Source organism: Tepidimonas alkaliphilus, assembly GCF_007556595.1.
Classification (GTDB): Bacteria; Pseudomonadota; Gammaproteobacteria; order Burkholderiales; family Burkholderiaceae_C; genus Tepidimonas; species Tepidimonas alkaliphila.
Window position 1 is genome coordinate 80,684 of record NZ_VJNB01000004.1, and the last position, 22,698, is coordinate 103,381.

28 protein-coding genes are annotated in these 22,698 nt (G+C 70.3%); 16 read left to right on the forward strand and 12 right to left on the reverse strand.

Features of this window, described 5'->3' with window-relative positions:
* Window positions 1-8 precede the first annotated feature (8 nt).
* The 4 genes from Talka_RS05180 to Talka_RS05195 are packed head-to-tail and all read left to right on the forward strand — an operon-like array spanning window position 9 to window position 2,220.
* Complete coding sequence (locus Talka_RS05180) at window positions 9-776, forward strand: TlyA family RNA methyltransferase (protein WP_143890058.1); 768 nt, start codon at window positions 9-11, stop codon at window positions 774-776.
* On the forward strand, window positions 761-1,600 hold the full coding sequence (gene metF, locus Talka_RS05185) for a methylenetetrahydrofolate reductase [NAD(P)H] (RefSeq protein WP_143890059.1): 840 nt from the start codon (window positions 761-763) through the stop codon (window positions 1,598-1,600). Before Talka_RS05180 ends, metF begins: the two co-directional genes overlap by 16 nt.
* A 36-nt stretch (window positions 1,601-1,636) precedes the next feature.
* Window positions 1,637-1,906, forward strand: coding sequence for a type II toxin-antitoxin system ParD family antitoxin (locus Talka_RS05190; RefSeq protein WP_143890060.1), 270 nt, complete (start codon window positions 1,637-1,639; stop codon window positions 1,904-1,906).
* Entirely contained in the window at window positions 1,906-2,220 is a 315-nt protein-coding gene (locus Talka_RS05195; RefSeq protein WP_143890061.1) for a type II toxin-antitoxin system RelE/ParE family toxin, read from the forward strand. Before Talka_RS05190 ends, Talka_RS05195 begins: the two co-directional genes overlap by 1 nt.
* 5 nt (window positions 2,221-2,225) lie before the next feature.
* Here Talka_RS05195 and Talka_RS05200 read toward each other — a convergent pair whose 3' ends face one another.
* The gene (locus Talka_RS05200; RefSeq protein WP_143890062.1) at window positions 2,226-3,020 is read right to left on the reverse strand and encodes a DUF3047 domain-containing protein; all 795 of its coding nucleotides are present in this window, start codon (window positions 3,018-3,020) and stop codon (window positions 2,226-2,228) included.
* 251 nt (window positions 3,021-3,271) lie between these two features.
* On the opposite strand from Talka_RS05200, the gene Talka_RS05205 reads away from it, so the two are divergent.
* Window positions 3,272-4,543 (forward strand): O-acetylhomoserine aminocarboxypropyltransferase/cysteine synthase family protein, encoded by a 1,272-nt coding sequence (locus Talka_RS05205; protein ID WP_143890063.1) that lies wholly within the window; start codon window positions 3,272-3,274, stop codon window positions 4,541-4,543.
* 72 nt (window positions 4,544-4,615) lie between these two features.
* Here the strand turns inward: Talka_RS05205 and Talka_RS05210 are convergent, their stop codons facing one another.
* Window positions 4,616-5,536: a 23S rRNA (adenine(2030)-N(6))-methyltransferase RlmJ gene (locus Talka_RS05210; protein ID WP_143890064.1), complete on the reverse strand. Its 921-nt coding sequence runs from the start codon at window positions 5,534-5,536 to the stop codon at window positions 4,616-4,618.
* Between the two features lie 203 nt (window positions 5,537-5,739).
* Between Talka_RS05210 and rplM the strand changes: the two genes are divergently transcribed.
* The 3 genes from rplM to erpA all read left to right on the forward strand — a co-directional run bounded on the left by rplM (window position 5,740) and on the right by erpA (window position 7,191).
* Window positions 5,740-6,171, forward strand: a complete 432-nt coding sequence (gene rplM / locus Talka_RS05215) for a 50S ribosomal protein L13 (RefSeq protein WP_143890065.1) — start codon at window positions 5,740-5,742, stop codon at window positions 6,169-6,171.
* 12 nt (window positions 6,172-6,183) lie between these two features.
* On the forward strand, window positions 6,184-6,576 hold the full coding sequence (gene rpsI / locus Talka_RS05220) for a 30S ribosomal protein S9 (protein ID WP_132962778.1): 393 nt from the start codon (window positions 6,184-6,186) through the stop codon (window positions 6,574-6,576).
* Window positions 6,577-6,807: 231 nt separating this feature from the next.
* The gene (gene erpA / locus Talka_RS05225) at window positions 6,808-7,191 is read left to right on the forward strand and encodes an iron-sulfur cluster insertion protein ErpA (protein ID WP_143890066.1); all 384 of its coding nucleotides are present in this window, start codon (window positions 6,808-6,810) and stop codon (window positions 7,189-7,191) included.
* A gap of 48 nt (window positions 7,192-7,239) precedes the next feature.
* On the opposite strand, the gene Talka_RS05230 is transcribed toward erpA, so the two are convergent.
* Both Talka_RS05230 and Talka_RS05235 read right to left on the reverse strand, forming a co-directional pair.
* The gene (locus Talka_RS05230; protein WP_143890067.1) at window positions 7,240-8,382 is read right to left on the reverse strand and encodes an anhydro-N-acetylmuramic acid kinase; all 1,143 of its coding nucleotides are present in this window, start codon (window positions 8,380-8,382) and stop codon (window positions 7,240-7,242) included.
* A 23-nt stretch (window positions 8,383-8,405) separates the two neighbouring features.
* A complete protein-coding gene (locus Talka_RS05235; RefSeq protein WP_143890068.1) occupies window positions 8,406-9,734 on the reverse strand; it encodes a M23 family metallopeptidase in 1,329 nt (442 codons plus the stop codon).
* 209 nt (window positions 9,735-9,943) lie between these two features.
* Between Talka_RS05235 and tyrS the strand changes: the two genes are divergently transcribed.
* Together tyrS and Talka_RS05245 are read left to right on the forward strand one after the other, a co-directional pair.
* Window positions 9,944-11,203 carry a tyrosine--tRNA ligase gene (gene tyrS, locus Talka_RS05240; protein ID WP_143890069.1) on the forward strand — a complete coding sequence of 420 codons (1,260 nt, stop codon included), beginning with the start codon at window positions 9,944-9,946 and terminating at the stop codon, window positions 11,201-11,203.
* Between the two features lie 16 nt (window positions 11,204-11,219).
* Window positions 11,220-12,164, forward strand: coding sequence for a cation diffusion facilitator family transporter (locus Talka_RS05245; RefSeq protein WP_143890070.1), 945 nt, complete (start codon window positions 11,220-11,222; stop codon window positions 12,162-12,164).
* Window positions 12,165-12,205: 41 nt separating this feature from the next.
* Here Talka_RS05245 and ybeY read toward each other — a convergent pair whose 3' ends face one another.
* A complete protein-coding gene (gene ybeY / locus Talka_RS05250) occupies window positions 12,206-12,676 on the reverse strand; it encodes an rRNA maturation RNase YbeY (RefSeq protein ID WP_143890071.1) in 471 nt (156 codons plus the stop codon).
* Window positions 12,677-12,687: 11 nt separating this feature from the next.
* On the reverse strand, window positions 12,688-13,632 hold the full coding sequence (locus tag Talka_RS05255; RefSeq protein ID WP_143890072.1) for a PhoH family protein: 945 nt from the start codon (window positions 13,630-13,632) through the stop codon (window positions 12,688-12,690).
* 99 nt (window positions 13,633-13,731) lie between these two features.
* Between Talka_RS05255 and ruvA the strand changes: the two genes are divergently transcribed.
* From ruvA to Talka_RS05270, 3 genes are all read left to right on the forward strand, one after another.
* Window positions 13,732-14,310, forward strand: a complete 579-nt coding sequence (gene ruvA / locus Talka_RS05260; RefSeq protein ID WP_143890073.1) for a Holliday junction branch migration protein RuvA — start codon at window positions 13,732-13,734, stop codon at window positions 14,308-14,310.
* 28 nt (window positions 14,311-14,338) lie between these two features.
* Complete coding sequence (ruvB, locus tag Talka_RS05265; RefSeq protein WP_143890074.1) at window positions 14,339-15,412, forward strand: Holliday junction branch migration DNA helicase RuvB; 1,074 nt, start codon at window positions 14,339-14,341, stop codon at window positions 15,410-15,412.
* A 137-nt stretch (window positions 15,413-15,549) separates the two neighbouring features.
* Window positions 15,550-16,101 (forward strand): pentapeptide repeat-containing protein, encoded by a 552-nt coding sequence (locus tag Talka_RS05270; RefSeq protein WP_143890075.1) that lies wholly within the window; start codon window positions 15,550-15,552, stop codon window positions 16,099-16,101.
* A 15-nt stretch (window positions 16,102-16,116) separates the two neighbouring features.
* Here the strand turns inward: Talka_RS05270 and Talka_RS05275 are convergent, their stop codons facing one another.
* The gene (locus Talka_RS05275) at window positions 16,117-16,773 is read right to left on the reverse strand and encodes a histidine phosphatase family protein (protein ID WP_143890076.1); all 657 of its coding nucleotides are present in this window, start codon (window positions 16,771-16,773) and stop codon (window positions 16,117-16,119) included.
* Between the two features lie 93 nt (window positions 16,774-16,866).
* Here Talka_RS05275 and Talka_RS05280 point away from each other — a divergent pair, with 93 nt between their 5' ends.
* Entirely contained in the window at window positions 16,867-17,850 is a 984-nt protein-coding gene (locus Talka_RS05280; protein WP_143890077.1) for a chemotaxis protein, read from the forward strand.
* A 27-nt stretch (window positions 17,851-17,877) separates the two neighbouring features.
* Here Talka_RS05280 and Talka_RS05285 read toward each other — a convergent pair whose 3' ends face one another.
* The 5 genes from Talka_RS05285 to Talka_RS05305 form a co-directional block, all read right to left on the reverse strand.
* Window positions 17,878-18,507, reverse strand: coding sequence for a DUF4136 domain-containing protein (locus Talka_RS05285; RefSeq protein WP_143890078.1), 630 nt, complete (start codon window positions 18,505-18,507; stop codon window positions 17,878-17,880).
* Between the two features lie 28 nt (window positions 18,508-18,535).
* Window positions 18,536-19,456, reverse strand: coding sequence for a tRNA 2-thiocytidine(32) synthetase TtcA (gene ttcA, locus Talka_RS05290; RefSeq protein ID WP_143890079.1), 921 nt, complete (start codon window positions 19,454-19,456; stop codon window positions 18,536-18,538).
* 99 nt (window positions 19,457-19,555) lie between these two features.
* Complete coding sequence (locus Talka_RS05295; RefSeq protein ID WP_143890080.1) at window positions 19,556-19,942, reverse strand: dihydroneopterin aldolase; 387 nt, start codon at window positions 19,940-19,942, stop codon at window positions 19,556-19,558.
* Window positions 19,939-20,355, reverse strand: coding sequence for a dihydroneopterin aldolase (locus Talka_RS05300; RefSeq protein WP_143890081.1), 417 nt, complete (start codon window positions 20,353-20,355; stop codon window positions 19,939-19,941). The genes Talka_RS05295 and Talka_RS05300 overlap by 4 nt, the downstream gene beginning before the upstream one ends.
* Window positions 20,352-21,191 (reverse strand): SDR family oxidoreductase, encoded by an 840-nt coding sequence (locus Talka_RS05305; RefSeq protein WP_143890082.1) that lies wholly within the window; start codon window positions 21,189-21,191, stop codon window positions 20,352-20,354. The genes Talka_RS05300 and Talka_RS05305 overlap by 4 nt, the downstream gene beginning before the upstream one ends.
* On the opposite strand from Talka_RS05305, the gene Talka_RS05310 reads away from it, so the two are divergent.
* Both Talka_RS05310 and Talka_RS05315 read left to right on the forward strand, forming a co-directional pair.
* Entirely contained in the window at window positions 21,190-22,323 is a 1,134-nt protein-coding gene (locus tag Talka_RS05310; RefSeq protein ID WP_143890083.1) for a class I SAM-dependent methyltransferase, read from the forward strand. The two genes, Talka_RS05305 and Talka_RS05310, sit on opposite strands and share 2 nt — an antisense overlap.
* Window positions 22,324-22,340: 17 nt before the next feature.
* Window positions 22,341-22,535 (forward strand): DUF2905 family protein, encoded by a 195-nt coding sequence (locus tag Talka_RS05315; RefSeq protein ID WP_143890084.1) that lies wholly within the window; start codon window positions 22,341-22,343, stop codon window positions 22,533-22,535.
* Window positions 22,536-22,698: the final 163 nt, after the last annotated feature.

The following is a 22,698-nucleotide window of genomic DNA, read 5'->3' on the forward strand; positions in this document are numbered from 1 at the left end:
CGCGGGGCATGCGGGCCGATCAGGCGCTGGTGCAGGCGGGCCTTGCCGCGTCGCGCTCGGCGGCGCAGCGGCTGATCGCTGCCGGCGCGGTGCGCTGGCGCGCAGGCGACGGTGCGCCGTGGCAGCCGCTGCGCAAGGCCGGCGACTCCGTGCCCCCGCAGGCGCAGTGGCAGCTGGCGGACGACGCCGAGGTGCGCTACGTCTCGCGCGGCGGGCTCAAGCTCGCCGCGGGGCTGCAGCGCACCGGCGTGCCGGTGGCCGGGCGGCGCTGCCTGGACGTGGGGCAGAGCACCGGCGGCTTCACCGACTGCCTGCTGCAGGCGGGGGCCGCCCAGGTGGTCGGGGTGGACGTCGGCCACGGTCAGCTGCACCCGCGGCTGCGCGCGGACGCGCGCGTGGTGGCCATCGAGGGCTGCAACGCGCGCGAGCTCAGCGCCGAGCGACTCGTGGCCGCCGGCGGCCCCGCCGCCGCGCCGCCGTTCGACCTGATCGTCGGCGACCTTTCGTTCATCTCGCAGACGCTGGTGTGGCCGGCGCTGGCGCCGCTGCTGGCGCCGGGCGGCTCGATGCTGATGCTGGTCAAGCCGCAGTTCGAGCTGCAGCCCGCCGACATCGGCAAGGGCGGCGTGGTGCGCGACGAGGGGGCGCTCGAGCGCGTGCGCCAGCGCATCGAGCGCGCCGCGGCCGCGCAGGGCCTGGTGCTGCGCGACTACTTCGACAGTCCGATCGCCGGGGGCGACGGCAACCGGGAGTTTCTGGCATGGCTTTGCCGTTGAGTTTCGAATTCTTTCCGCCGAAGACGCCGGAAGGCGCGGCCAAGCTGCGCGCGGCGCGCCAGCGGCTGTATGCGGCGCGGCCGCAGTTCTGCTCCGTCACCTACGGCGCCGGCGGCTCCACGCAGGAAGGGACGCTGGCCACCGTGGCGGAGATCCTGGCCGAAGGCATGGACGCCGCGGCGCACTTCTCGTGCATCGGCGCCACGCGCGAGCGCGTGCGGGCGCAGCTGGCCGAGCTGCAGCGCATGGGCGTGAAGCGCCTGGTGGCGCTGCGCGGCGACCTGCCGAGCGGCTACGGGCTGGGCGGCGAATTCACCTACGCGCGCGACCTCGTGGCCTTCATCCGCGCGGAGTTCGGCGCCGCCTTCCACATCGAGGTCGCGGCCTACCCGGAGATGCACCCGCAGGCGCGCTCGCTGCAGGCCGACCTGCAGGCGTTTGCCGACAAGGTGCGCGCCGGGGCCGACGGCGCCATCACGCAGTATTTCTTCAACACCGACGCCTATTTCCGCTTCGTTGACGAGGCGTATGCGCTGGGCGTGGACGTGCCGATCGTGCCGGGCATCATGCCGATCACCAATGCGTCGCAGCTGGTGCGCTTTTCGGACGCCTGCGGCGCCGAGATCCCGCGCTGGATCCGCCTGCGGCTGCAGGGCTATGGCGACGACGTGGCCTCGATCCGCGCGTTTGGGCTCGACGTTGTCACCGACCTGTGCGATCAGCTGCGCAGCGCCGGCGTGCCGGGCCTGCACTTCTACACGATGAATCAGGCCGAGCCGACGCTGGCGATTTTGCAGCGGCTGGGTATGATCGAGGCAGGGTGACGTCCAGGCTCGAGGAAGTTCGAAGGAGGCACAGCGATGGCCACTACGATCGCGCTTGATCCCGTCCATGAGGATCTGGTTCGCCGGCAGCTCGAAAGCGGACGGTACAACGACGCCCGCGCCGTCGTGGAAGCCGGACTGCACCTGCTCGAGGAAGCCGAGCGGCGGCGGCAGGCGCAGCTGGATGCGTTGCGGACGGATCTCGCGGCCGGTCTCGCCAGCGGGCCGGATGCACCAGCCGAGGGGGTGTTCGAAACCTTGCAGGCGCGCTACCGGGCACGGATCAACGACACCGGTCAGGGTTGATGCGCCTGTTGATCACGCCGCTGGCCCGGCAGGACATCGAAGGCATTGGCGACTACATTGCGCAGGACGATCCGGCCCGAGCGCTGGCCTTCGTCGAGGCGTTGCGCGACCAGTGCCGACGTATCGCGGCGCAGCCGCTGCTGTACCGCTTGCGCCCCGAACTCGGGCCAGGACTGCGGTCGTGTCCTCATGGACGCTATGTGATCTTCTTCACTGTCCATGACGATGCCGTGCGCATCGTGCGCGTCCTGCACGGCGCACGGGATCTGCCCGTGGCCCTGCAACAGGCGGGGCCACAGGCGGCGACGGATTGAGCCGTTCACCCCCCGCGGCGGACCAGCTCGAGCGGCCCGTACCACGCCGCCGCGCGGGAGCGGGTGTTGTTGGCGTCGGTCATCAGGCCCACGGAGATCAGCGCCGTCGGCGTCTCGCCGAAGGCAAGCCGCATGTCAGCCACGGGGTCGCGCTCCAGGTCCAGCCAGCGGCCCAGCTCCTGCGCGCCGCTGGCCGCAATGAGCTTGCGGATGCGGCCGGTGCCGGGGTGGCGCACGACGGTGCCGACCGGCAGCCGCGCGTCCCACACATACATCAGCGTGGCATCCGGCAACGGCTCGCCGGTGACCAGGCGCGCCAGCTCCGACAAGTGGTGGTCGCGCGGCGTCCAGTGCTCGCGCCCGCCCTCGAAGGCCAGGATCACGCGCGCCACCGCGTCGTCGGTGTCGCGCTCCGTCAGGTCGAAGGCCGGGTTGAGCTCGTCCACCCACCACGACCAGCGCAGCGCGGCGATCTCGGCGGCCGGCACGCGCAGCCGCATGCGCACCGCGGAGGTGCCGGCGTCGCTGTCGGCGCGCAGCGCCGGGCGGCCGGCGTGCTGGCCGGCGCGGTAGTGGGTGATGCGCCGCTGCGGAAAGACGTGGTGCTCCCAGCGCGCGCCGGGGGCAAGCTGGCTGGCCTGCGCCCAGGCGGAGTCGGCCAGCGCCGTCTCGCCGCCGTCGGCCTCGTCCGGGGGCCGCGGCAGCCCGGCGCAGCCGGCTAGCAGCGCGGCGGCGCCGGCGCTCAGCCACGCCAGCGCCCGGCGGCGGCCCGCGGGAGGATGGCCTGCGCCGGCGCGCACGTAAGGCTGGTGACCCGGCTGCCGGTTAACGGCAGCAGCGCTTTCGTGAGAGCGGGAGGGGGGTGACGGCAGCGGTTCGAACCCCATCGTCGGAAACAGCGGCGGGTTGCAGACAGCGCGACGTTATAGCGCATGGTCATGTCGTCATGACGGCAATGTTGTGGACGCGACCCATGCGGGTGCGCTATCGTTGCCGCCGTTGCGCCTTGTCAAAACCCCTGTTTTCCCTGACGTTTGAGGAGAGCTTGCCGATGCGATTCGAGACCCAGGCCGTGCACGCCGGCTACCGCCCCGATCCGACCACCAAGGCCGTCGTGCCGCCGATCTACCAGACGGTGGCCTACGCGTTCGACAGCGCGCAGCACGGCGCCGACCTGTTCGACCTGAAGGTGCCGGGCAACATCTACACGCGCATCATGAACCCGACGCAGGCGGTGCTGGAGGAGCGGCTGGCGGCGCTGGAAGGCGGCATCGGCGCGCTGGCGCTGGCCTCCGGGCAGGCGGCCATCACCTACGCCATCCAGACGATCGCCGAGGCCGGCGACAACATCGTCTCGGCCAGCGCGCTCTATGGCGGCACCTACAACCTGTTCGCGCACACGCTGCCGCAGTACGGCATCGAGGTGCGCTTCGCCGACAGCGACCGGCCCGAGACCTTCGAGCCGCTGATCGACGCGCGCACCAAGGCGATCTACTGCGAGTCGATGGGCAACCCGCGCGGCAACGTCACCGACATCGCGGCGCTGGCGGCCATCGCGCACCGCCACGGCGTGCCGCTGATCGTCGACAACACGGTGCCGAGCCCCTACCTGTGCCGCCCGTTCGAGCACGGCGCCGACATCGTCGTGCACTCGCTGACCAAGTACCTGGGCGGCCACGGCACCAGCGTCGGCGGGGCGATCGTCGATTCGGGCAAGTTCCCGTGGGCCGAGCACAAGGCGCGCTTTCGCCGCCTGAACGAGCCGGACGTCAGCTACCATGGCGTGGTTTACACCGAAGCCATGGGGCCGGCGGCCTACATCGCGCGGGCGCGCGTGGTGCCGCTGCGCAACATGGGCGCGGCGATCTCGCCGTTCAACGCCTTCCTGATCCTGCAGGGCATCGAGACGCTGCCGCTGCGCATGGACCGCATCTGCGACAACACGCTGGCGGTGGCGCAGTTCCTGCGCCAGCACCCCAAGGTGCGCTGGGTGCGCTACGCCGGGCTGCCGGATGACCCCTACCACGCGCTGGCGCAGCGCTACCTGGGCGGGCGCGCCTCGGGCCTGCTGACCTTCGGCATCGAGGGCGGGCGCGCCGCCGGCGAGCGCTTCCTGGATGCGCTGCAGCTGTTTACCCGCCTGGTCAACATCGGCGACGTGCGCTCGCTGGCCACGCACCCGGCCAGCACCACGCACCGGCAGCTCTCGCCCGAGGAACTGGCCAAGGCCGGCGTCACCGAGGACACGGTGCGCCTGTGCGTCGGCATCGAGCACATCGAGGACCTGAAGGCCGACCTGGCGCAGGCGCTGGCGGCGGCCTGAGCTGGCGACGTGCCCCGGCGCAGCGGCGTGTTGGCGGGGGGGGCGGGGCGCCGCACCCGGTGGCGGCGCGGTTCAGCCTTGCGCCTCGCCCGCGTCCACCTTCCACGCCGCCGCCGGCCCCTGGCGCAGCGCCGCCAGCAGCCACGGCAGCGCCTCGCGCAGCTGGCCGGCCAGGGTGTAGGGCGGGTTGACGACGAACACGCCGCTGGCGCGCAGGCTGCCGACTGGGCGGCCGCGCGCGGCGGCGGCCTTGGCCGCCGGATCGGCCGGCGTGCCGACGTTGAGCTCGGCCTGCAGCCAGGCGCGACCGTGGCGCTGCGCCAGCGCCCGCAGGCGCTTGGGCAGCGCGTGCGCCTGCTCGCGCGCGATCACGGGATACCAGATGAGGTAGCAGCCCACGGCGAAGCGCCGCAACGCCTCGCCGACCGCGGCCGCCACGCTGGCGTAGTCGCGCTTGAGTTCGTAGCTCGGGTCGATCAGCACCAGGCCGCGCCGCGACGGCGGCGGCAGCAGGGCGCGCAGGCCCGCGAAGCCGTCGTCGCGGCGCAGCTCGATGGACGGACGTGGCTCGCGCGCGCGCCACTCACGCACCGCGCGATCCAGCAGCCGACCGTCGGTCGGGTGCCACTCGAACAGCACCAGCCGGTCCTGCGGCCGCAGGCGCGCCGCCAGCAGCGCCGGCGAACCGGGGTAGTGGCGCAGCATTCCGTCCGGGTTGACGGCGGCCACCGCGTCGAGGTAGGCGCGCACCGGCGCCGGGGCGTGCGCCGCAGCGGCGGCGTGCGCCCACAGCGCGCCAATGCCGGCCAGGGCCTCGCCGGAGGTGCGCGCGGCGTCGTGGTCGAGCCGGTACTGCCCGGCGCCGGCGTGCGTATCCACCAGCAGCAGGCCGCCGTCCTTGCGCTGCAAATGCTCCAGCGCCGCCAGCAGTGCAACGTGCTTGAGCACGTCGGCGTGGTTGCCGGCGTGGAACGCGTGTCGGTAGCTGAACATGCGCCGATCGTAGCCCACCACGCCCCTGCTGGGGCGCGCGGATGCACGCCGCCCACGCTTGCGCGCACGGTGTTAGAATGCCGCGTTTCGCAGCGCATCGCCTGGCTCCGCGGCGAAATGTTGGATCCCCACCTCAGAGGCCGCCAGCAGAAGCGGCGCCGACCGTGGAAAAGAGCCGGCCAAACCACAGGAAACCCTGCATCATGACCAAAACCTTCAGCGCCAAGCCCGCTGAGGTGGTGCACGAGTGGTTTGTGATTGACGCCACCGACAAGGTGCTCGGACGTGTCGCCAGCGAAGTGGCACGCCGTCTGCGCGGCAAGCACAAGGCCATCTACACCCCTCATGTGGATACCGGTGATTACATCATTGTCGTCAACGCCGACAAGATCCGCGTCACCGGCAACAAGGCCCTCGACAAGATCTACTACCGCCACACTGGCTACCCGGGCGGCATCCGCTCGATCAACTTCCGCGACATGCAGGCCAAGCACCCTGGCCGCGCGCTGGAAAAGGCCGTCAAAGGCATGCTGCCCAAGGGGCCGCTGGGCTATGCGATGTTCAAAAAGCTCAAGGTTTACGCCGGCCCTGAGCATCCGCACGGCGCCCAGCAGCCCAAGGTGCTGGAGATTTAAAGGAGCGGCAGCATGATCGGTGAATGGAACAACGGCACCGGCCGGCGCAAGACCAGCGTCGCCCGCGTGTTCCTGAAGAAGGGCTCGGGCAAGATCACGATCAACGGTCGTGACATCCGCGAGTATTTCGGGCGCGAGACGTCCATCATGATCGCGCGCCAGCCGCTGGTGCTGACCGGCCATGAGGAGACGTTCGACATCATGGTCAACGTGCACGGCGGCGGCGAGTCCGGCCAGGCCGGCGCGGTGCGCCACGGCATCACGCGCGCGTTGATCGACTACGACCCGAGCCTGAAGCCCCAGCTGAGCGCCGCCGGCTACGTCACGCGCGACGCGCGCGAGGTCGAGCGCAAGAAGGTGGGTCTGCGCAAGGCCCGCCGCGCCAAGCAGTTCAGCAAGCGCTGATTCCCGCCGCTGCGGCCCGCCCCCTGCGGGCGGCCGCCTGCGGTCACCTTTCGGTCCGAACCGCCCGTCCACGCCCGTCGTGCGGGCGGTTCGTTTTGGCGGGCTGCCGCAGCGGCCATGCCCCTGCGTCCGGTGGTGGCTTCCCCGCCCTGGGCGGCGCGTCCGCAAGCCGCGTTGCGCTAAGCTTCTAACCTCTGCCTTATTCAGCCTTTCTCAAGAGGAAGACCGTCCATGAGCGCCGTCGCCGAAACCGCCGCCCCCGAGGCTGGCACCGCCACGATGCCCGATCCGCTGGTGTTCACCGACGCCGCCGCCGCCAAGGTGGCTGAGCTGATCGCCGAAGAGGGTAACCCCGAGCTGAAGCTGCGCGTGTTCGTGCAGGGCGGCGGCTGCGCCGGGTTTCAGTATGGCTTTACCTTTGACGAAGTCGTCAACGAGGACGACACGCAGATGGTCAAAAACGGCGTCACGTTGCTGATCGATGCAATGAGCTTGCAGTATCTGATGGGCGCCGAAATCGACTATAAAGAAGATTTGCAGGGCGCGCAGTTCGTCATCCGCAACCCGAACGCGGTGACGACCTGCGGCTGCGGCTCGAGCTTCAGCATGGGTTGACGCCGCCGCCGTGGCTGGCGCGGCGGCGCTGAATCAGGGGGGCGCGGATCAGGCGGGATAGAGCGCCCCGAGGATGCGCGGTCCCGCCGCCCCGGTGACCTCCGGCACGTTGCCGGGGTGGCCGCGCAGGTGCTGCGCCGCCAGCCAGGCGAACGCCGCCGCCTCCACTTGCTCGGCAGGCCAGCCGTGCAGATCGGTCGGCTCCACTGGCACCGGCCATAGCCGCTCGCTCAGGCCGTTCATCAGCTGGCGGTTGCGTGCCCCGCCGCCGCACACCAGCACGCGCTGCAGGCTGCCCGGGCCGGCCTCGCCCCAGTCGCCGTCCAGCAGCGCGCGCGCCACCGTCTCCACAGTAAAGGCGGCCAGGGTCGCTTGCACGTTGACCGGGGCAAGCTGCGGATGCTGCGCCAGGATGCCGTCCAGCCAGTTGAGGTTGTAGCGATCGCGTCCGGTGCTGCGCGCGCCGCGCCGCTGCAACCACGGGTCGGCCAGCAGCGCGCGCAGCAGCGCCTCGTCCACTGCGCCCTGCCGGCCCCAAGCGCCGTCGGCGTCGAACGGCTGGCCGGTGTGGCGCTGGTACCAGCCATCCAGCAGCACGTTGCCGGGGCCGGTGTCGAAGCCACGCACCTGGCCGTCGGCGCGCAGCAGCGTGGCGTTGGCGATGCCGCCGATGTTGACCACCGCCACCGCCTGAGCCGGTACGCCGAAGGCGGCGCGATGGAAGGCGGGCACCAGCGGCGCGCCCTGCCCGCCAGCGGCCACATCGCGGCTGCGCAGGTCGGCGACGACCGGCAGCCCGGTGCGCTCCGCCAGCCGCGCTGCATCCAGCAGCTGCACGGTGTAGGGGGCTTCGCCGTCGCGCAGCGCCGGGTGGCCGGGGGGGCAGTGGCGCACGGTCTGGCCGTGCGCGCCGAGGGCGGCCACGTCCTTGGCGGTCAAGCCCGTGGCGTTGAGCAAGTCGGCCACCACGTCCGCGTAGAGGTCGGCCAACGCCGCGGCGGCTTGCTGGCTGCGATGCAGCTCATCCGGCCCGGGGGTTTGCAGCGCCAGCAGCTCGCTGCGCAACGCGGCAGGCATGGGTCGGTGCGCATGCGCCAAGGCCCGCCCGGCGCCACCGCTTTCGTCGAACGAAGCCAGCACGCCATCGACGCCATCCAGCGACGTGCCGGACATCAACCCGATGACGCGCATGCCCGTGCGTGGCGTGGGGCGGTTTACTCTGCGCTGGCCTGCACCAGCCAGCGCGCGGCATCCAGCTGGCTTTGCATCGCGGCGGCGACCTGCGCGAAGGCAGGCCGCCAGCGCGCCTCCAACGGCTCGCCGCCAGGGTTGTCGCGCGCGATCGTCAGCGGATCGCGGTGGCGTCCGCCGACGATGTACTCAAAGTGCAAATGCGGGCCGGTGGCGGTGCCGGTGGCTCCCACGGCACCCAAAGTTTGGCCTTGCTGCACGCGCTGGCCTTTGCGCACGTCGATCCGGCTCAAGTGCGCATACAGAGTCTGCCGGTCGCCCTTGTGCTGCAGGATGACGACGTTGCCGTAGCCGCGCTGCCAGCCGGCAAACGTCACCACCGCGTCGGCCACGCTGCGCACCGGGGTGCCCGTCGGGGCGGCGTAATCAACCCCCAGGTGGGCGCGGCGGTCGCCATACACGGGGTGGAACCGCATCCCATAGCCGGAGCTGACGCGTGTGAAGGCCAGCGGCGACGCCAGAAACGCGCGCGCCAAGCTTTCGCCGCGGAAGTTGTAGTAGGCGCCGCGTCCGCCGCCAGGCGGCTCAAACCACACCAAGCCGTGCTCGCGCCCGTCGTTGACGAAGCGCGCGGCCAGCAGCCGACCCCAGCGCAGCACCTCGCCGTCCGCTTCCAGCGCTTCATAGACCACTTCAAAGCGGTCGCCGACCCGCAGGTCGCGTCGGAAGTCGATCTCGCCGGCCAGCAAATCGGCCAGTTGCGAGGCGACGCTGTCGGGAAGACCGGCGGCATCGGTGGCGGCGAACAGCGAGCTGCGGATGACCCCGCTGGCCAGGCGCACCGTGGTCAGCGGCGCGACGCGATCCAGCCGGGCGTCGAACCGCTCGCCGCGGCGCTCCACCACCAATTCTTCGACTTGAGGAGCCTCGCTTTTCGGTAGCCAACGCGCGCGCAACCGCAACAGCTGACCTTCGTCGTTGACCTCGACGCTGACGCGCTTGCCGGGCTGGCCGCGCCAGAGTTGAGATGCACGGGCGTCTTGGCGCAAGAACGCTTCCGCCGCCCGGTCGTGCACGCCCAAGCGCTGCAGCAGCGTGGCCAGCGTGTCGTCCCGGCGCGTGATGTCGGTGCGGTAGAGCACGAACGGCGCGTCGGCGTCAGCCTTGGGCGTGGGGGCCAGGGTCAGCGCTTCGGTGACTTGCTTCGACGGCAGGCGGTCGATGGCGGCATCCAGCGGACCGGTGCCGAACGCGGTGACGGCGGTTCCCATCAACAGCGCCGCCAAGGCGGCCATGGCTCGCCGGGGGTGGCGTCGCAGCCAATGGGTGACCCCATCCAGTGTTGCTTTCATGCGCTTGGAATCTCCAACGCCTCTTCACCACCTGCCAGTGCAGCAGGCAGTCAACGAGGCCGACGGCGCAGCCGCTCGCGCAACGGACGGCTTGCGGGCGCCGACTACAATCGGATGCCTTCGGGCTGGCGGCGCCGCCGATGAGGCATCCGGCGCAAAACGGGGCAAGTATAGCTGGCCTTGAGCGGGCGTCATTCGGGTTAACCCTCATGGATCGATCAAGCGTCTTGGCCGCCGATGCGGCGGTTGCCGAAGCGTTGCAAGGGGCGTCGGAGGCCGTGCGGCACGCGCTGGCGGTGACGCTGCGCGGCTGCGAGGAGCTGTTGCCGGTGGCCGACTGGGTGCGCAAGCTGCGCCGCAGCGAAGCCACGGGCCAGCCGCTGCGCATCAAGCTGGGGCTGGACCCCACCGCGCCGGACATTCACCTCGGCCACACCGTGGTGCTCAACAAGCTGCGGCAGCTGCAGGATCTGGGGCACACGGTGATCTTTTTGATCGGCGACTTCACCAGCCTGATCGGCGATCCGTCCGGGCGCAACACCACGCGCCCGCCGCTGACGCCGCAGCAGATCAAGGCCAACGCCGAGACCTACTACCAGCAGGCCAGCCTGGTGCTGGATCCGGCCCGCACCGAGATCCGCTACAACAGCGAGTGGAGCGATGCGCTGGGCGCGCGCGGCATGATCGAGCTGGCGGCCAAATACACCGTGGCGCGCATGATGGAGCGCGAGGACTTCACCAAGCGTTTCCGCGCCGGCACGCCGATCTCGATCCACGAGTTTCTCTATCCGCTGATGCAGGGCTACGACTCGGTGGCGCTGAAAAGCGACCTCGAATTGGGCGGCACCGATCAAAAGTTCAATTTGCTGATGGGCCGTCACCTGCAAGCGGAGTATGGGCAGGAGCCGCAGTGCATCCTGACGATGCCGCTGCTGGAGGGCCTGGACGGCGTCGAGAAAATGTCCAAGTCCAAGGGCAACTACATCGGCATCACCGAGGATGCCAACACCATGTTCGCCAAGGTGCTCTCGATCAGCGACGAGCTGATGTGGCGCTGGTTTACGCTGCTGTCCTTTCGCAGCGAAGCCGAGATCGCCGCGCTGCGCGCCCAGGTGCAACAAGGCCGCAACCCCAAGGAAGTCAAGCTGGAGCTGGCGCGCGAGATCACCGCGCGCTTCCACGGCGCGGCGGCGGCGGCGCGCGCCGAAGAGGATTTCCACCTGCGCGCGCGCGGCGGCGTGCCGGACGAGATCCCGGAGGTGCGCCTGGGCGGCGCGCCGCTGGGCATCGGCGTGCTGCTGAAGCAAGCGGGTCTTGCGCCGTCCACCAGCGAGGCCAACCGGCTGATCGACGGCGGCGGCGTGCGGGTGGATGGCAGCGTGGTGACCGACAAAGGCCTGAAACTGCCGGCGGGCACCTACGTGGTGCAGATCGGCAAGCGCAAGTTTGCCCGCGTGACGTTGGCCTGATGCCCAGGAGCGCGTCGTGGATCTATGGTCGCGCCTGACGCCGCAGCGGCTGCTGGCGGCCTCGGTGGCGGTGGCGCTGGCCACCATCGTGCTAAAAACCGCGGCCTGGTGGATCACCGACTCGGTGGGGCTGCTGTCCGATGCCCTGGAGTCGATCGTCAATCTGGCCGGGGCGACCTTCGGCCTGTGGATGGTGACCCTGGCGGCGCAGCCCGCCGATGCCGAACACCCTTACGGCCACCACAAAGCCGAATATTTTTCCGCGGGCTTTGAGGGGCTGCTGATCATCGCCGCGGCGTTGGGCATCGGCTGGGCCGCGCTGCACCGGCTGCTGCAACCGCAGCCATTGCAGCGGCTGGATTGGGGACTGGGGCTGTCGGTGCTGAGCTCGGCGCTCAATGGCGTGCTGGCGGCGGTGATGCTGCGCGCCGCGCGCGTGCACCGCTCGCAGGCGCTGGAGGGCGATGCGCGTCATCTGCTGACCGATGTGTGGACCTCGGCCGGGGTGATCGTCGGGTTGATGCTGGTGGCCGCCACGGGTTGGGGTTGGCTCGATCCGATGGTGGCGTTGCTGGTGGCCGCCAACATCGCCCGCGAAGGCGGGCGGCTGGTGTGGCAAGCCAGCCAGGGGCTGATGGACCGCGCCGTGGAGCCGCAGGTGCGCGCGGCCATCGAGGCGGTGCTGGCCGACTTTTTGCAGCGCGCCCAAGCCGAAGGCGCCCTGCTGCGGTTTGATCACCTGCACACCCGCCAAGCCGGGCAGCGCTGCTATGTCGATGTCCACCTGCACGCTCCGCCGCAGTGGACCCTGCGGCGTGCCGCCGAGCTGCGCCAGCAAGTGGAGCAGGCGCTGATGGAGGCGGTGCCGGGCGTGCGCGCCACCATCCAGGTGTTGCCCAACGACACTGAAACCGTGTTCGATGCCGCTTGCCCGCCGCCGGGGCGCCCATCCCTCGGTTGAGCGCTCACGCGCCGCAGCGCAGGGCGCGTCAGCCGAACGGCTTAACCCCGCGCGACATAAGGGTTGGCAAAGCCCAGCCGCGCCAGGATGGCGATCTCGCGCGCCTCCATCGCCTCGGCCTCGGCCTCGCCGCGCTCGTGGTCCCAGCCCTGCGCGTGCAGCGCCCCGTGCACCAGCAGGTGCGCGTAGTGCGCCTGCAGCGTCTTGCCCTGCTCGGCGGCCTCGCGCGCCACCACCGGCGCGCACAGCACCAGGTCGGCCAGCACCACCGGCTCAGCCTGGTAGTCGAAGGTCAGCACGTTGGTGGCGTAGTCCTTGTGCCGCCAGGTGCGGTTGAGGCTGCGGCCCTCCTCGGCGTCGACGATGCGCACGGTCAGCTCCGCCGGGCGCTGCAGCGCATGGCGCAGCCAGCGCGCCACCGCATGGCGCGGCAGCGCGGCGCGGTGCGCCTCCACGCCGTCAAAGCGGGCGAACTGCAGCGACAGGGCCAGCGCGGGCAGAGGCTTGGGCATCGGCGGGGCTTTCAGGGGTGGGTGGGGGCGGGGCGCGCCTCGTAAGCTTCCACGATGCGCGCCACCAGCGGGTGGCGCACCACATCGGCGCTGGTCAGCCGCGCAAACGCAATCCCCGGCACGCGCCGCAGCACGCGCTCGGCGTCGATCAAGCCCGACAGCTGCGAGCGCGGCAGGTCGATCTGGCTGACGTCGCCGGTGACCACGGCCTTGGAGCCAAAGCCGATGCGCGTCAGAAACATCTTCATCTGCTCCGGCGTGGTGTTCTGCGCCTCATCCAGGATCACAAAGGCGTGGTTGAGCGTGCGCCCGCGCATGAAGGCCAGCGGCGCGATCTCGATCTGTTGGCGCTCCAGCGCCTTCTGCACCGCCTCCAAGCCCATCAGGTCGTAGAGCGCATCGAACAGCGGGCGCAGGTAGGGATCGACCTTGGCCGCCAGATCGCCGGGCAGGAAGCCGAGCCGCTCGCCGGCCTCCACCGCCGGGCGCGTCAGCACCAGCCGCTGCACGGCGCTGCGCTGCAACGCATCGACCGCGCACGCCACCGCCAGATACGTCTTGCCGGTGCCCGCGGGGCCGATGCCGAACGTGATGTCGTGCTGGGCGATGGCGGCCAGGTAGCGTGCCTGGTTGGTGGTGCGGCCGCGGATCGCGCCGCGGCGCGTCTGCAGCACCGGCGCGGCCGGGTCGGCCTGCGGCGGCGGGCCGTCGCCGGCCAGCATCAGCTGCACCGTCTCGGCTGGCACGGGGTCGCGCGCGATTTCATACAAAGCCTGCAGCACCTCCAGCGCCTGCGTGGCGGCGGCCTTGCGCCCCTCAACGCGAAAGTGGCCGAAGCGGTGCGTGATGCGCACCTGCAGCGCCGCCTCGATGGCGCGCAGGTGCGCGTCCAGCGGCCCGCAGACGTGCGCCAGGCGGCTGGCGTCAGCGGATGGAAAGGCGTGGCGCAAGATCAAAGCGGATAATCCCCGGCAAAGTGGGCTGGCGAGGGCGCCGGCCCGCAGCGCCTGGACGCCTGGACGGCGGACGGGCGCGCGGCGGCGCAAGGTAAGGCAATGATAGGCAAACTCTCAGGCACGTTGATCGACAAGCAGCCGCCGCAGATCCTGGTGGATTGCGGCGGCGTCGGCTACGAGGTGGAGGTGCCGATGAGCACCTTCTACGGCCTGCCGGCGCTGGGCCAGCCGGTGGCGCTGCTGACGCACCTGGTGGTGCGCGAGGACGCGCAGCTGCTCTACGGCTTTGCCACCGCGGCGGAGCGCGCGGCGTTTCGCGAGCTGATCCGCATCGGCGGCGTCGGCCCGCGCATCGCGCTGGCGGTGCTGTCGGGCCTGAGCGTGGCGGAGCTGGCGCAGGCCGTGGCGGCGCAGGAGGCCGGCCGCCTCATCAAGATCCCCGGCATCGGCAAGAAGACCGCCGAGCGGCTGCTGCTGGAGCTGCGCGGGCGGCTGGCGCCCGACCTGGGGCCAGTGGCGGCCGGCGCGCCGCTCGACGACGCGCAGGCCGACATCCAGCAGGCGCTGCTGGCGTTGGGCTACAGCGAGCGCGAGGCCGCCGCGGCGATCAAGGGGCTGCCCGCCGGCGTCGGCGTCGCCGAGGGGATCAAGCTGGCGCTGAAGGCGCTGGCCAAGTGACACACGGATGCAGACGAGGGCGGCAGGCATGACCATCGAGACCGACGACTTTGCGTTTGCGCCGCGGCAGCGGCTGGTGTCGGCAGCGCCCGAGTCCAGCCGCGAGGAGGCGCTGGAGCGCGCGTTGCGGCCCAAGGGCTTGCACGAATACGTGGGTCAGACCAAGGTGCGCGAGCAGCTGGAGATCTTCATCGGCGCGGCCAAAAAGCGCGGCGAGGCGCTGGACCACGTGCTGCTGTTCGGCCCGCCGGGGCTGGGCAAGACGACGCTGTCGCACATCATCGCGCACGAGCTGGGCGTCAACCTGCGCCAGACCAGCGGCCCGGTGCTGGAAAAGCCGCGCGACCTGGCGGCGCTGCTGACCAACCTCGAGCCCAACGACGTGCTGTTCATCGACGAGATCCATCGCCTGTCGCCGGTGGTGGAGGAGATCCTCTACCCGGCGCTGGAGGACTACCAGATCGACATCATGATCGGCGAGGGGCCGGCGGCGCGCTCGATCAAGCTGGACCTGCAGCCGTTCACGCTGGTGGGGGCCACCACGCGCGCCGGCATGCTGACCAACCCGCTGCGCGACCGCTTCGGCATCGTGGCGCGGCTGGAGTTCTACACGCCGGAGGAACTGGCGCGCATCGTGACGCGCTCGGCCGGACTGCTGGGCGCGCCGATCGAGCCGGAGGGGGCGCTGGAGATCGCGCGGCGCTCGCGCGGCACGCCGCGCATCGCCAACCGGCTGCTGCGCCGCGTGCGCGACTACGCCGAGGTCAAGGGCCAGGGCCGCATCACGCGCGAGATCGCACAGCGCGCGCTGGCGATGCTGGACGTGGACCCGATCGGGCTGGACCTGATGGACCGCAAGCTGCTGGAGGCGGTGATCCACAAGTTCGACGGCGGCCCGGTGGGACTGGACAACATCGCCGCCAGCATCGGCGAGGAGCCGGGCACGATCGAGGACGTGATCGAACCCTACCTGATCCAGCAGGGCTACCTGCAGCGCACGCCGCGCGGCCGCTGCGCGACGCTGGCGGCGTACCGCCACCTGGGCGTGGCGCCGCCGTCCGGACGCAACGCCGAGTTGTTTGACGACGCCGCGCCGTCCTGACCGCGGGTCGGGCCAAGTTGCCCGCTGGTCGGTGAAGCCTTGCGATGCCGCTCGGTCGTCACACAGCAGAGGGGCCCGCCTGCTAGGCTTGCAGGCGGCTCTCCAGGCATCTCAATGACCACAGAAAGGAGGCAGGCATGCGGGGGTCGATCGTGCGCCACGCGGTGGCCACAGGAATGGCTTGTATGGGGCTGAGCGTTGCGGCGCAAAGCGTGGTGGTGGATCCGTCGGGTCGGGTCTCAGTGCAAGGCGGCGGCGCCGGCGTGCAGGTGGACCCGCATGGCGGCATCAAGGTGGATGCAGGCGCCGGCAAGTCCGCCTCCGCAGGCGCGTCGGCGGGCGCCGGGCGGCGCTTTGTCAACGCCGACTTGCAGGGCCAGTCGTTTCAGGGCCAAAACTTGAACGGCGCCAGTTTTGTCAACACTCAAGCGCAGTCGGCGTCGTTCCAGCGGGCCCAGTTGCAGGGGGCGCAATTCACCAACGCCGATTTGTCGCAGGCTGATTTGCGCGGTGCCAATCTGGAAGGGGCCAGCCTGACCAACAGCGACTCCAGCGGTGCCGATTTGCGTGAGGCCAACCTGCGCCGCGTGCGCATGGTCAACACGGATTTGGACGGCGCCAAGCTCGATGGCGCGACCTGGACGGATGGCCGCCGTTGCGCGGCAGGCTCGGTCGGGCGTTGCCGCTAGGCGGCCACGCCGCGCTTAGGCAGCGGCGGATTCGTCACGCGGGCCGGCCTCGTCGGCTTCCTCCAAATGGCGCGTGTCGCCCCACGACAGCAGCGCAAAGCCGCTGTCGGCGGTCCACAGCAGGCGGTGGATGGCGGCGTTGGCCATCGCCCAGGCGCGCGGAGCCTGCAAGTCGATGCGGGTGGCGGTGCGATAAAGGATGTCCAGCACGCCGCCGTGCGCCACCACGGCAATCGCCTGGCCCGGGTGGCGCGCGGCCAGCTCGGTGAATGTGGCCTCTACCCGCTCGCGCAGCTGCAGCAGCGACTCGCCGCCAGGCGGGGCGTAGTCCGGGATGCGGTTTTTCCACGCCAGCACCACCTCTGGATGGGTTTGCTCCAGCTCGGTCCAGGTGTGGCCTTGGAAGACGCCAAAGCAGCGCTCGCGCAGGCCGGCGTGCGTCTGCACCGCCAGCCCCAGCGCCTGCGCCAGCGGCTCGGCGGTGGCGCGCGCGCGGCTCAAGTCGCTGCTGTAAATGGCCGCCAGCGCCTCGTGACGCAGCGCCAGCGCCACACGCTGCGCTTGCCAGCGGCCGGTTTCGTTGAGGGGAATGTCCAGTTGACCTTGGATGCGGGATTCGCGGTTCCAGGCCGTCTCGCCGTGGCGAATGGCAAACAGACGTGTCAGTTGCATGGGGGTTGGAGGGGGCTGCGGTTCAGCCTAGAATGGTAAAGCGTGACGAAAGCACGCCCAAGCCGCAACGATGGCCGCAAAGAGGATGGCGTCATGAGCAGCGCGTTCCAAAAAGAGGTTGATGAGCGCACCAACCTGACCGGTTCGAACAAATTCGAAATGCTGCTGTTCCGGCTGGGGCGCGCCCCCGGCACGCAGCAGTCGGAGCTGTTTGGCATCAATGTGTTCAAAATCCGCGAGATTGTGGCGATGCCGCAGATCACCGCGATGGCCGGCGCGCCGCAGCACGTGCTGGGCATGGTCAATCTGCGCGGGCAGGTGATTCCGGTGATCGATTTGCCGGCGGTGGTGGGCTGCACGCCTGAAACGGGCCTCAACCTGATGCTGGTCACGGAGTATGCCCGCTCCACCCAGGGCTTTGCCGCCGAGGCGGTGGAAGACATCGTGCGGCTGGACTGGAACCAAATCCTGGCAGCCGACAACACCGCTTCGGTGGCGCGCGGGCTGGTGACCAGCATCGCGCGCATCGACGACGGCCAAGGTGGCACGCGGCTGGTGCAGATTTTGGATGTGGAGTCGATCCTGCAAAAGGTCATGCCCAGCGAGCATGTCGAGGTCAAGCAGGATCAGGTGGGGCCGGCGGTGCGCCTCAAGCCCGGCGCCGTGGTGTTGGCGGCGGACGACTCCTTTGTCGCGCGCAGCATGATCGAGGCCGAGCTCAAGGCGCTGGGCCTGCCGTTCATCATGACCAAATCGGGCCAAGAAGCTTGGACGGCGTTGCAGGAAATCGCCGCCGATGCGCGCGCCAAGGGGCAGCCGATCCACGAGCGCGTGGCGGTGGTGCTCAGCGACCTCGAGATGCCGGAGATGGATGGCTTTACGCTGACGCGCAACATCAAGGCCGATCCGGCGCTGCGCTCAATTCCGGTGGTGATCCATTCCTCGTTGACCGGCGACACCAACGAGCGCCACGTGCAACGCGCCGGCGCCGACGCCTACGTGGCCAAATTTGCCGCCAAAGAGCTGGCCGACGCGCTGCGCAAGGTGCTCAGCGACGCGCGGGCGGTGGCGGCCTGACGCGTTGCCTGTGCGCGGATGGCCGTGTCAGCGTGGCGGCTCGATGACCACGCGGCGCGGCCCGGTGGGCGGCTGTGGAAAGCCGTCCAGCGCCGCCTGCAGCAGTGCCCGCCACAGCGTCGGGCTGTCCGCCCATGGGCCATCTTGGGTGGCGCGGGTTTCATACACCACTTCGCCGCTGCGCCGGTCGCGCACCGTCAGCGTGACCTCACGCACGTAATAGGGTGGACGAACCTGCCACAGCAACCCTAGCGAGCTGACCACGCCGCGGCCCACCAGCACTTGGCCATACGGCGCCCAGCCGGGGCGAGGCTCAGGCGCATCCCAAGGCGCATACGGGTAGCGCACCGACCGAGCCACCAGCTGCACGCCCCACGGCACCGCCTCCGCCGCGGCGTCGGCGCGTTGCAGGCCGTGGGTGGCCAGCGCTTCAGCCGCCAGCGCCTCGAGTTCATCTTGTTCGCGCGCGCTGGGGCCGCTGCGCTGCGACGGCAAGCGTTCAAACAGGTAGCGATCCCCCGCCGCAGGCCGGGTCGCGGCAGGCCAGGCCGCCACGCTTTGCACGCTGTGTTCCAGCCGCAGCGTGCTGGCGCAGCCGGCCAGCCACGCGGCCACGACGGCAAAGCTCAGCAGCCACAACATGCGGGTACGGGCCATGGCCGGTTCCCCCAACAGATCGATTCCGTCAATCAGAAGGCGTCAGCGCCACCGCGCGCGGCGCCAATCGGACGTGCTCCTCAGTGGCTTGCTGGCCATTGACCGACAGCTCTGAGGCTGGCAGCGCCTCCTCGTCAAACGCCAGGTCGCCCTCGGCTTGCGGGCGTCCGGTGGCGCGCACCGCGGCAAAGTCAAACAGTTGCCGATCCATCAAGTGGCTCGGCACGACGTTTTGCAGCGCTTTGAGCATGTTGGCCACGCGGCCAGGGAAGCGCCGGTCCCACTCGCGCAGCAGGTCGCCGACCTGCTTGCGCTGCAGGTGCTGCTGGCTGCCGCACAGGTTGCAGGGAATGATCGGAAACTGCCGCACCTGCGCCCAGCGGATCAAGTCTTTTTCCGCCACGTAGGCCAGCGGGCGGATGACGACGTGCTCGCCATTGTCGCTGACCAGCTTGGGCGGCATGCCTTTGAGCTTGGCGCCGAAAAACATGTTGAGCAGCAGCGTCTGCAGGATGTCGTCGCGGTGGTGGCCCAGCGCGATCTTGGTGGCGCCGAGCTCGCGCGCGACGCGGTAGAGGATGCCGCGGCGCAGCCGGCTGCACAGGCTGCACATCGTCTTGCCCTGCGGCACCACGCGCTTGACGATGGAGTAGGTGTCCTGCGTCTCGATGTGAAACGGGATGCCCAGGCCCTTGAGGTAATTGGGCAGCACGTCAGCCGGAAAGCCGGGCTGCCGCTGGTCAAGGTTGACCGCCACCAGCTCAAAACGCGCCGGCGCGCGCCGCTGCAGCCGCATCAGGATGTCCAGCAGAGCATAGCTATCCTTGCCGCCGGAGAGGCAGACCATGACGCGGTCGCCGTCCTCGATCATGCGGTAGTCGGCGATGGCTTGGCCGACCAGGCGGCACAGGCGCTTTTCCAGCTTTTGGTTTTCGTAGGCGACATCCATCGGGGCGATCCACGCGGAGCCGACGGCGCGACGATGAGCGCCGGTCGGGCGGCGTTGCATTCATCAGCCGACATTGTCCCGCAAACCGCGCGCACGCGCCTACCACTGGCCGCATTCCATGCGGATGGCGACCTCGCAGTCGTCAAAGATTTCCAGCTTGGCGATGCGCACGCGCACGCCGATGACGCCGGGCAGCTGCAGCAGCCGCGTGGCCAGCTTGCCAATCAGCGTCTCCAGCAGGTTGACGTGCTCGGCGGTGCACTCGTCGATGATGATCTGGCGCACCTTGCGGTAGTCGAGCACGTGGCGGATGTCGTCGTCGTGCGGCTGCAGCGGCTGCCAGCCCTGGTTGAGCTCGGCGTCCACCTGAATCGGCTGCGGGCGTTCGCGCTCGTGCTCGAGGATGCCCAGGTTGGCGTGAAAGCGCAGGCCGCTTAACGTCAGCACTTGGCGACCGATTTTGTGCTGCGTGGTCGGGGGCGTCATGGCTCGGCGAAGGCAAGGCGCTCGACGCCGACGGCGTCGCAATCCGGATAGACGTCGGGCTTTTCAGTGCGCACGCGCGCGGCCAGCACGCCCGGCTGCGCCATCAACCAGGCCAAGATCGCGTCGCCCAGCGTTTCCTGCAGCTCAAAGTGCCGCTCGACCGCCAGCGCGCGGATGGCGTCGCGGATGGCGTCGTAGTCAAAGGTGGCGTCGAGGCGATCTTGGCGCGCATGCGCCTGCGCCAAATCGACGCACACATCGACGTCGATGCGCAGGCGCTGCGGACCGCGGCGCTCAAAGTCATGAACGCCGATGCGCACCGGCAGCGTCAAGCCGCGCAGCGACAGCAAGCGCGCCCGGCGGGCAAGCTCGGGCCGCAGCGCGGCAAAGGCCAACAGGATCGAGGGGTTCATGGGGCGAGGCCCAAATCCACGGCGAACATCACGTCGCGCGCCAGCCCAAGGCGATGCTGGCCGTTGTCCACGGGGATGACGCAGCCGTTGAGGCCCGGCGTGCGTGCCACGTGCACGACGGTGCGCGCCACGTCCGCAGGGTTCAGGGGGCGGCGCAGCGGATTGACCCGGCGCGCGCGCTCAAAGTTATCTTCGGTCTGGGGGCCGCTGACGTAGCTCAGACCGGGCGATACGCCGCACACGCGCAACCAAGGAGCGTAGGCTTGCGCCTGCAAACCCACGGCGCGCTCCAGCGCCAGCTTGCTCAGCGTGTAGGTGAAATAGTCCGGGTTGAGGTTGTGCACCTTCTGATCCAGGATGTGCACCACGCAGGCAGGCTCGCCAGCGGGCGCGTGCGCCCCGCCTGCGCGCTGCCGCACCAGCAGGGCAAACGCCTGCGTCAGCCGCAGCGGCGCCAGCAGGTTGGTCTGCAGGTGGCGCTGCAAGCCATCCGGGGTGTAGCTCCAGCCGTCGTCCTCGACGAACGCGGAGGCGTTGTGCACGATGCACTGCAGCCCGCCGCGCGCGTCGTCTGGCAGCAAGGGCAGCAGCGCGTCCACCGCCGCGGGATCGGCCAAGTCCGCGCGCACCTGTTCGGCGGGCACGCCGCGAGCGCGCAGGTCTTGCCTCAGCGCGGCAGCTGCCTGCTGCGAGCGATGGTAATGGATGATCACGCCCCAGCCGGCTTCTGCAAAGGCCAAGCATAGTTCGCGCCCGAGGCGCACGGCGCCGCCCGTGATCAGCGCCCAGGGTGTTTGAGCGGACGGCGACGGTGCAGAATGCGCGCTGGATATCATGCCGACGACTATAAACGACCCCTCCACATCTGTGGCCGACCCGGCCCTGCCCGCCGTGCGCGCCGCGCTGCGCGAGGCGGGCGGCTGGCTGCCGTTTGACCGCTTCATGGCGCTGGCGCTCTACAGCCCGCAGGGCGGCTACTACGCGGGCGGGGCCGGTGGCATCGTCGGGCGCGGGCCGGCCGACGGCAGCGACTTCGTCACCGCGCCGGAGCTGAGTCCGCGCTTCGGCGCCACGCTGGCGCGCCAGGTGGCGCAGGCGTTGCAGGCCACCGGCACCGCGGCGGTGTGGGAGTTCGGCGCCGGCAGCGGCGCGCTGGCGGCGCAGCTGCTGGCGGCGCTGGATGCCGCGGGGCGCGCGGACGTGGGCTACCACATCATCGAAGTCTCCGCCGCGCTGCGCGCGCGCCAGCAGGCGCGGCTGGCCCCGTGGGCTGATCGGGTGCGCTGGCACGACCGCCTGCCGCCCGCGATCGATGGCGTGGTGCTCGGCAACGAGGTGCTGGACGCCATGCCGGTCAAGCTGCTGCGTCGCGCCGGCGGCGTGTGGCACGAGCGCGGCGTGGCGTGGGACGAGGCGTCGGGTCGGCTCGTCTGGCATGACCGCCCGACCGACCTGCGCCCGCCGTGCGCGATCGACGGCGCGCACGACTACCTGACCGAGATCCACCCGCAGGCCGAGGCGTTCGTGCGCACGCTGGCGCAGCACCTGCGCCGTGGCGCGGCGCTGTTCATCGACTACGGCTTTCCGGAGCACGAGTACTACCACCCGCAGCGCGCGCACGGCACGCTGCGCTGCCACCGCGCGCACCGCGTCGACGACGAGCCGCTGGCCGACGTCGGCGCCAAAGACATTACCGCGCACGTCAACTTCACCGGCATCGCGCTGGCGGCGCAGGAGGCCGGGCTGGAGGTGCTCGGCTACACCAGTCAGGGGCGCTTCCTGCTCAATGCCGGCCTGCTGGAAGGGCTGGATGAGGCGCTGCTGGCGCAGCGCGCGATGGCCGCCAAGCTGGTGCACGAGCACGAGATGGGCGAGCTGTTTAAGGCGATCATGTTTGCCCCGCCGGCCAGCGCCCGCGGCTGGGTGCCGGTCGGCTTCGCGGCGGGTGACCGCACGCACATGCTGTAGCGGGGCGGGGGCGGACGATGCTGCGCTGGCTGCTGGTGACGCTGCTGGCCCTGGTGCTGATCAACGGCCTGTGGCCGTGGCTGAAGCGGCTGGGGCTCGGGCGGCTGCCGGGGGACTTCGAGTTCCGCCTGTTCGGGCGCGAGTGGTTCATCCCGCTGGCCAGCACGCTGCTGCTGAGCCTGCTGGCCGCGGCGATCGCGCGCTGGATTTAGCGGCTTGGGCGGCTGCCCTTGCCGCCTGGGGTGTCCACGGGGGTTGGCCTGATACAGGGGTGGGTATCCCTTGAAGGTCGGCCATCTGGCCCCCATCTGTTGGGCAGATTCGATGCGTTGGCGGCATTCCAGGCGGCGCGCCGCGCGCATCAACCCTTTTCGT

What these genes read in the sequence shown, in the direction of transcription:
- Talka_RS05180 (WP_143890058.1), top strand. Translation starts at nt 9, where the DNA reads ATGCGGGCCGATCAGGCGCTGGTGCAGGCGGGCCTTGCCGCGTCGCGC.
- metF (WP_143890059.1), top strand. Translation starts at nt 761, where the DNA reads ATGGCTTTGCCGTTGAGTTTCGAATTCTTTCCGCCGAAGACGCCGGAA.
- Talka_RS05190 (WP_143890060.1), top strand. Translation starts at nt 1,637, where the DNA reads ATGGCCACTACGATCGCGCTTGATCCCGTCCATGAGGATCTGGTTCGC.
- Talka_RS05195 (WP_143890061.1), top strand. Translation starts at nt 1,906, where the DNA reads ATGCGCCTGTTGATCACGCCGCTGGCCCGGCAGGACATCGAAGGCATT.
- Talka_RS05205 (WP_143890063.1), top strand. Translation starts at nt 3,272, where the DNA reads ATGCGATTCGAGACCCAGGCCGTGCACGCCGGCTACCGCCCCGATCCG.
- Talka_RS05210 (WP_143890064.1), bottom strand. Translation starts at nt 5,536, where the DNA reads ATGTTCAGCTACCGACACGCGTTCCACGCCGGCAACCACGCCGACGTG.
- rplM (WP_143890065.1), top strand. Translation starts at nt 5,740, where the DNA reads ATGACCAAAACCTTCAGCGCCAAGCCCGCTGAGGTGGTGCACGAGTGG.
- rpsI (WP_132962778.1), top strand. Translation starts at nt 6,184, where the DNA reads ATGATCGGTGAATGGAACAACGGCACCGGCCGGCGCAAGACCAGCGTC.
- erpA (WP_143890066.1), top strand. Translation starts at nt 6,808, where the DNA reads ATGAGCGCCGTCGCCGAAACCGCCGCCCCCGAGGCTGGCACCGCCACG.
- Talka_RS05230 (WP_143890067.1), bottom strand. Translation starts at nt 8,382, where the DNA reads ATGCGCGTCATCGGGTTGATGTCCGGCACGTCGCTGGATGGCGTCGAT.
- Talka_RS05235 (WP_143890068.1), bottom strand. Translation starts at nt 9,734, where the DNA reads ATGAAAGCAACACTGGATGGGGTCACCCATTGGCTGCGACGCCACCCC.
- tyrS (WP_143890069.1), top strand. Translation starts at nt 9,944, where the DNA reads ATGGATCGATCAAGCGTCTTGGCCGCCGATGCGGCGGTTGCCGAAGCG.
- ybeY (WP_143890071.1), bottom strand. Translation starts at nt 12,676, where the DNA reads ATGCCCAAGCCTCTGCCCGCGCTGGCCCTGTCGCTGCAGTTCGCCCGC.
- ruvA (WP_143890073.1), top strand. Translation starts at nt 13,732, where the DNA reads ATGATAGGCAAACTCTCAGGCACGTTGATCGACAAGCAGCCGCCGCAG.
- ruvB (WP_143890074.1), top strand. Translation starts at nt 14,339, where the DNA reads ATGACCATCGAGACCGACGACTTTGCGTTTGCGCCGCGGCAGCGGCTG.
- Talka_RS05270 (WP_143890075.1), top strand. Translation starts at nt 15,550, where the DNA reads ATGCGGGGGTCGATCGTGCGCCACGCGGTGGCCACAGGAATGGCTTGT.
- Talka_RS05275 (WP_143890076.1), bottom strand. Translation starts at nt 16,773, where the DNA reads ATGCAACTGACACGTCTGTTTGCCATTCGCCACGGCGAGACGGCCTGG.
- Talka_RS05280 (WP_143890077.1), top strand. Translation starts at nt 16,867, where the DNA reads ATGAGCAGCGCGTTCCAAAAAGAGGTTGATGAGCGCACCAACCTGACC.
- Talka_RS05285 (WP_143890078.1), bottom strand. Translation starts at nt 18,507, where the DNA reads ATGGCCCGTACCCGCATGTTGTGGCTGCTGAGCTTTGCCGTCGTGGCC.
- ttcA (WP_143890079.1), bottom strand. Translation starts at nt 19,456, where the DNA reads ATGGATGTCGCCTACGAAAACCAAAAGCTGGAAAAGCGCCTGTGCCGC.
- Talka_RS05295 (WP_143890080.1), bottom strand. Translation starts at nt 19,942, where the DNA reads ATGACGCCCCCGACCACGCAGCACAAAATCGGTCGCCAAGTGCTGACG.
- Talka_RS05300 (WP_143890081.1), bottom strand. Translation starts at nt 20,355, where the DNA reads ATGAACCCCTCGATCCTGTTGGCCTTTGCCGCGCTGCGGCCCGAGCTT.
- Talka_RS05310 (WP_143890083.1), top strand. Translation starts at nt 21,190, where the DNA reads ATGCCGACGACTATAAACGACCCCTCCACATCTGTGGCCGACCCGGCC.
- Talka_RS05305 (WP_143890082.1), bottom strand. Translation starts at nt 21,191, where the DNA reads ATGATATCCAGCGCGCATTCTGCACCGTCGCCGTCCGCTCAAACACCC.
- Talka_RS05315 (WP_143890084.1), top strand. Translation starts at nt 22,341, where the DNA reads ATGCTGCGCTGGCTGCTGGTGACGCTGCTGGCCCTGGTGCTGATCAAC.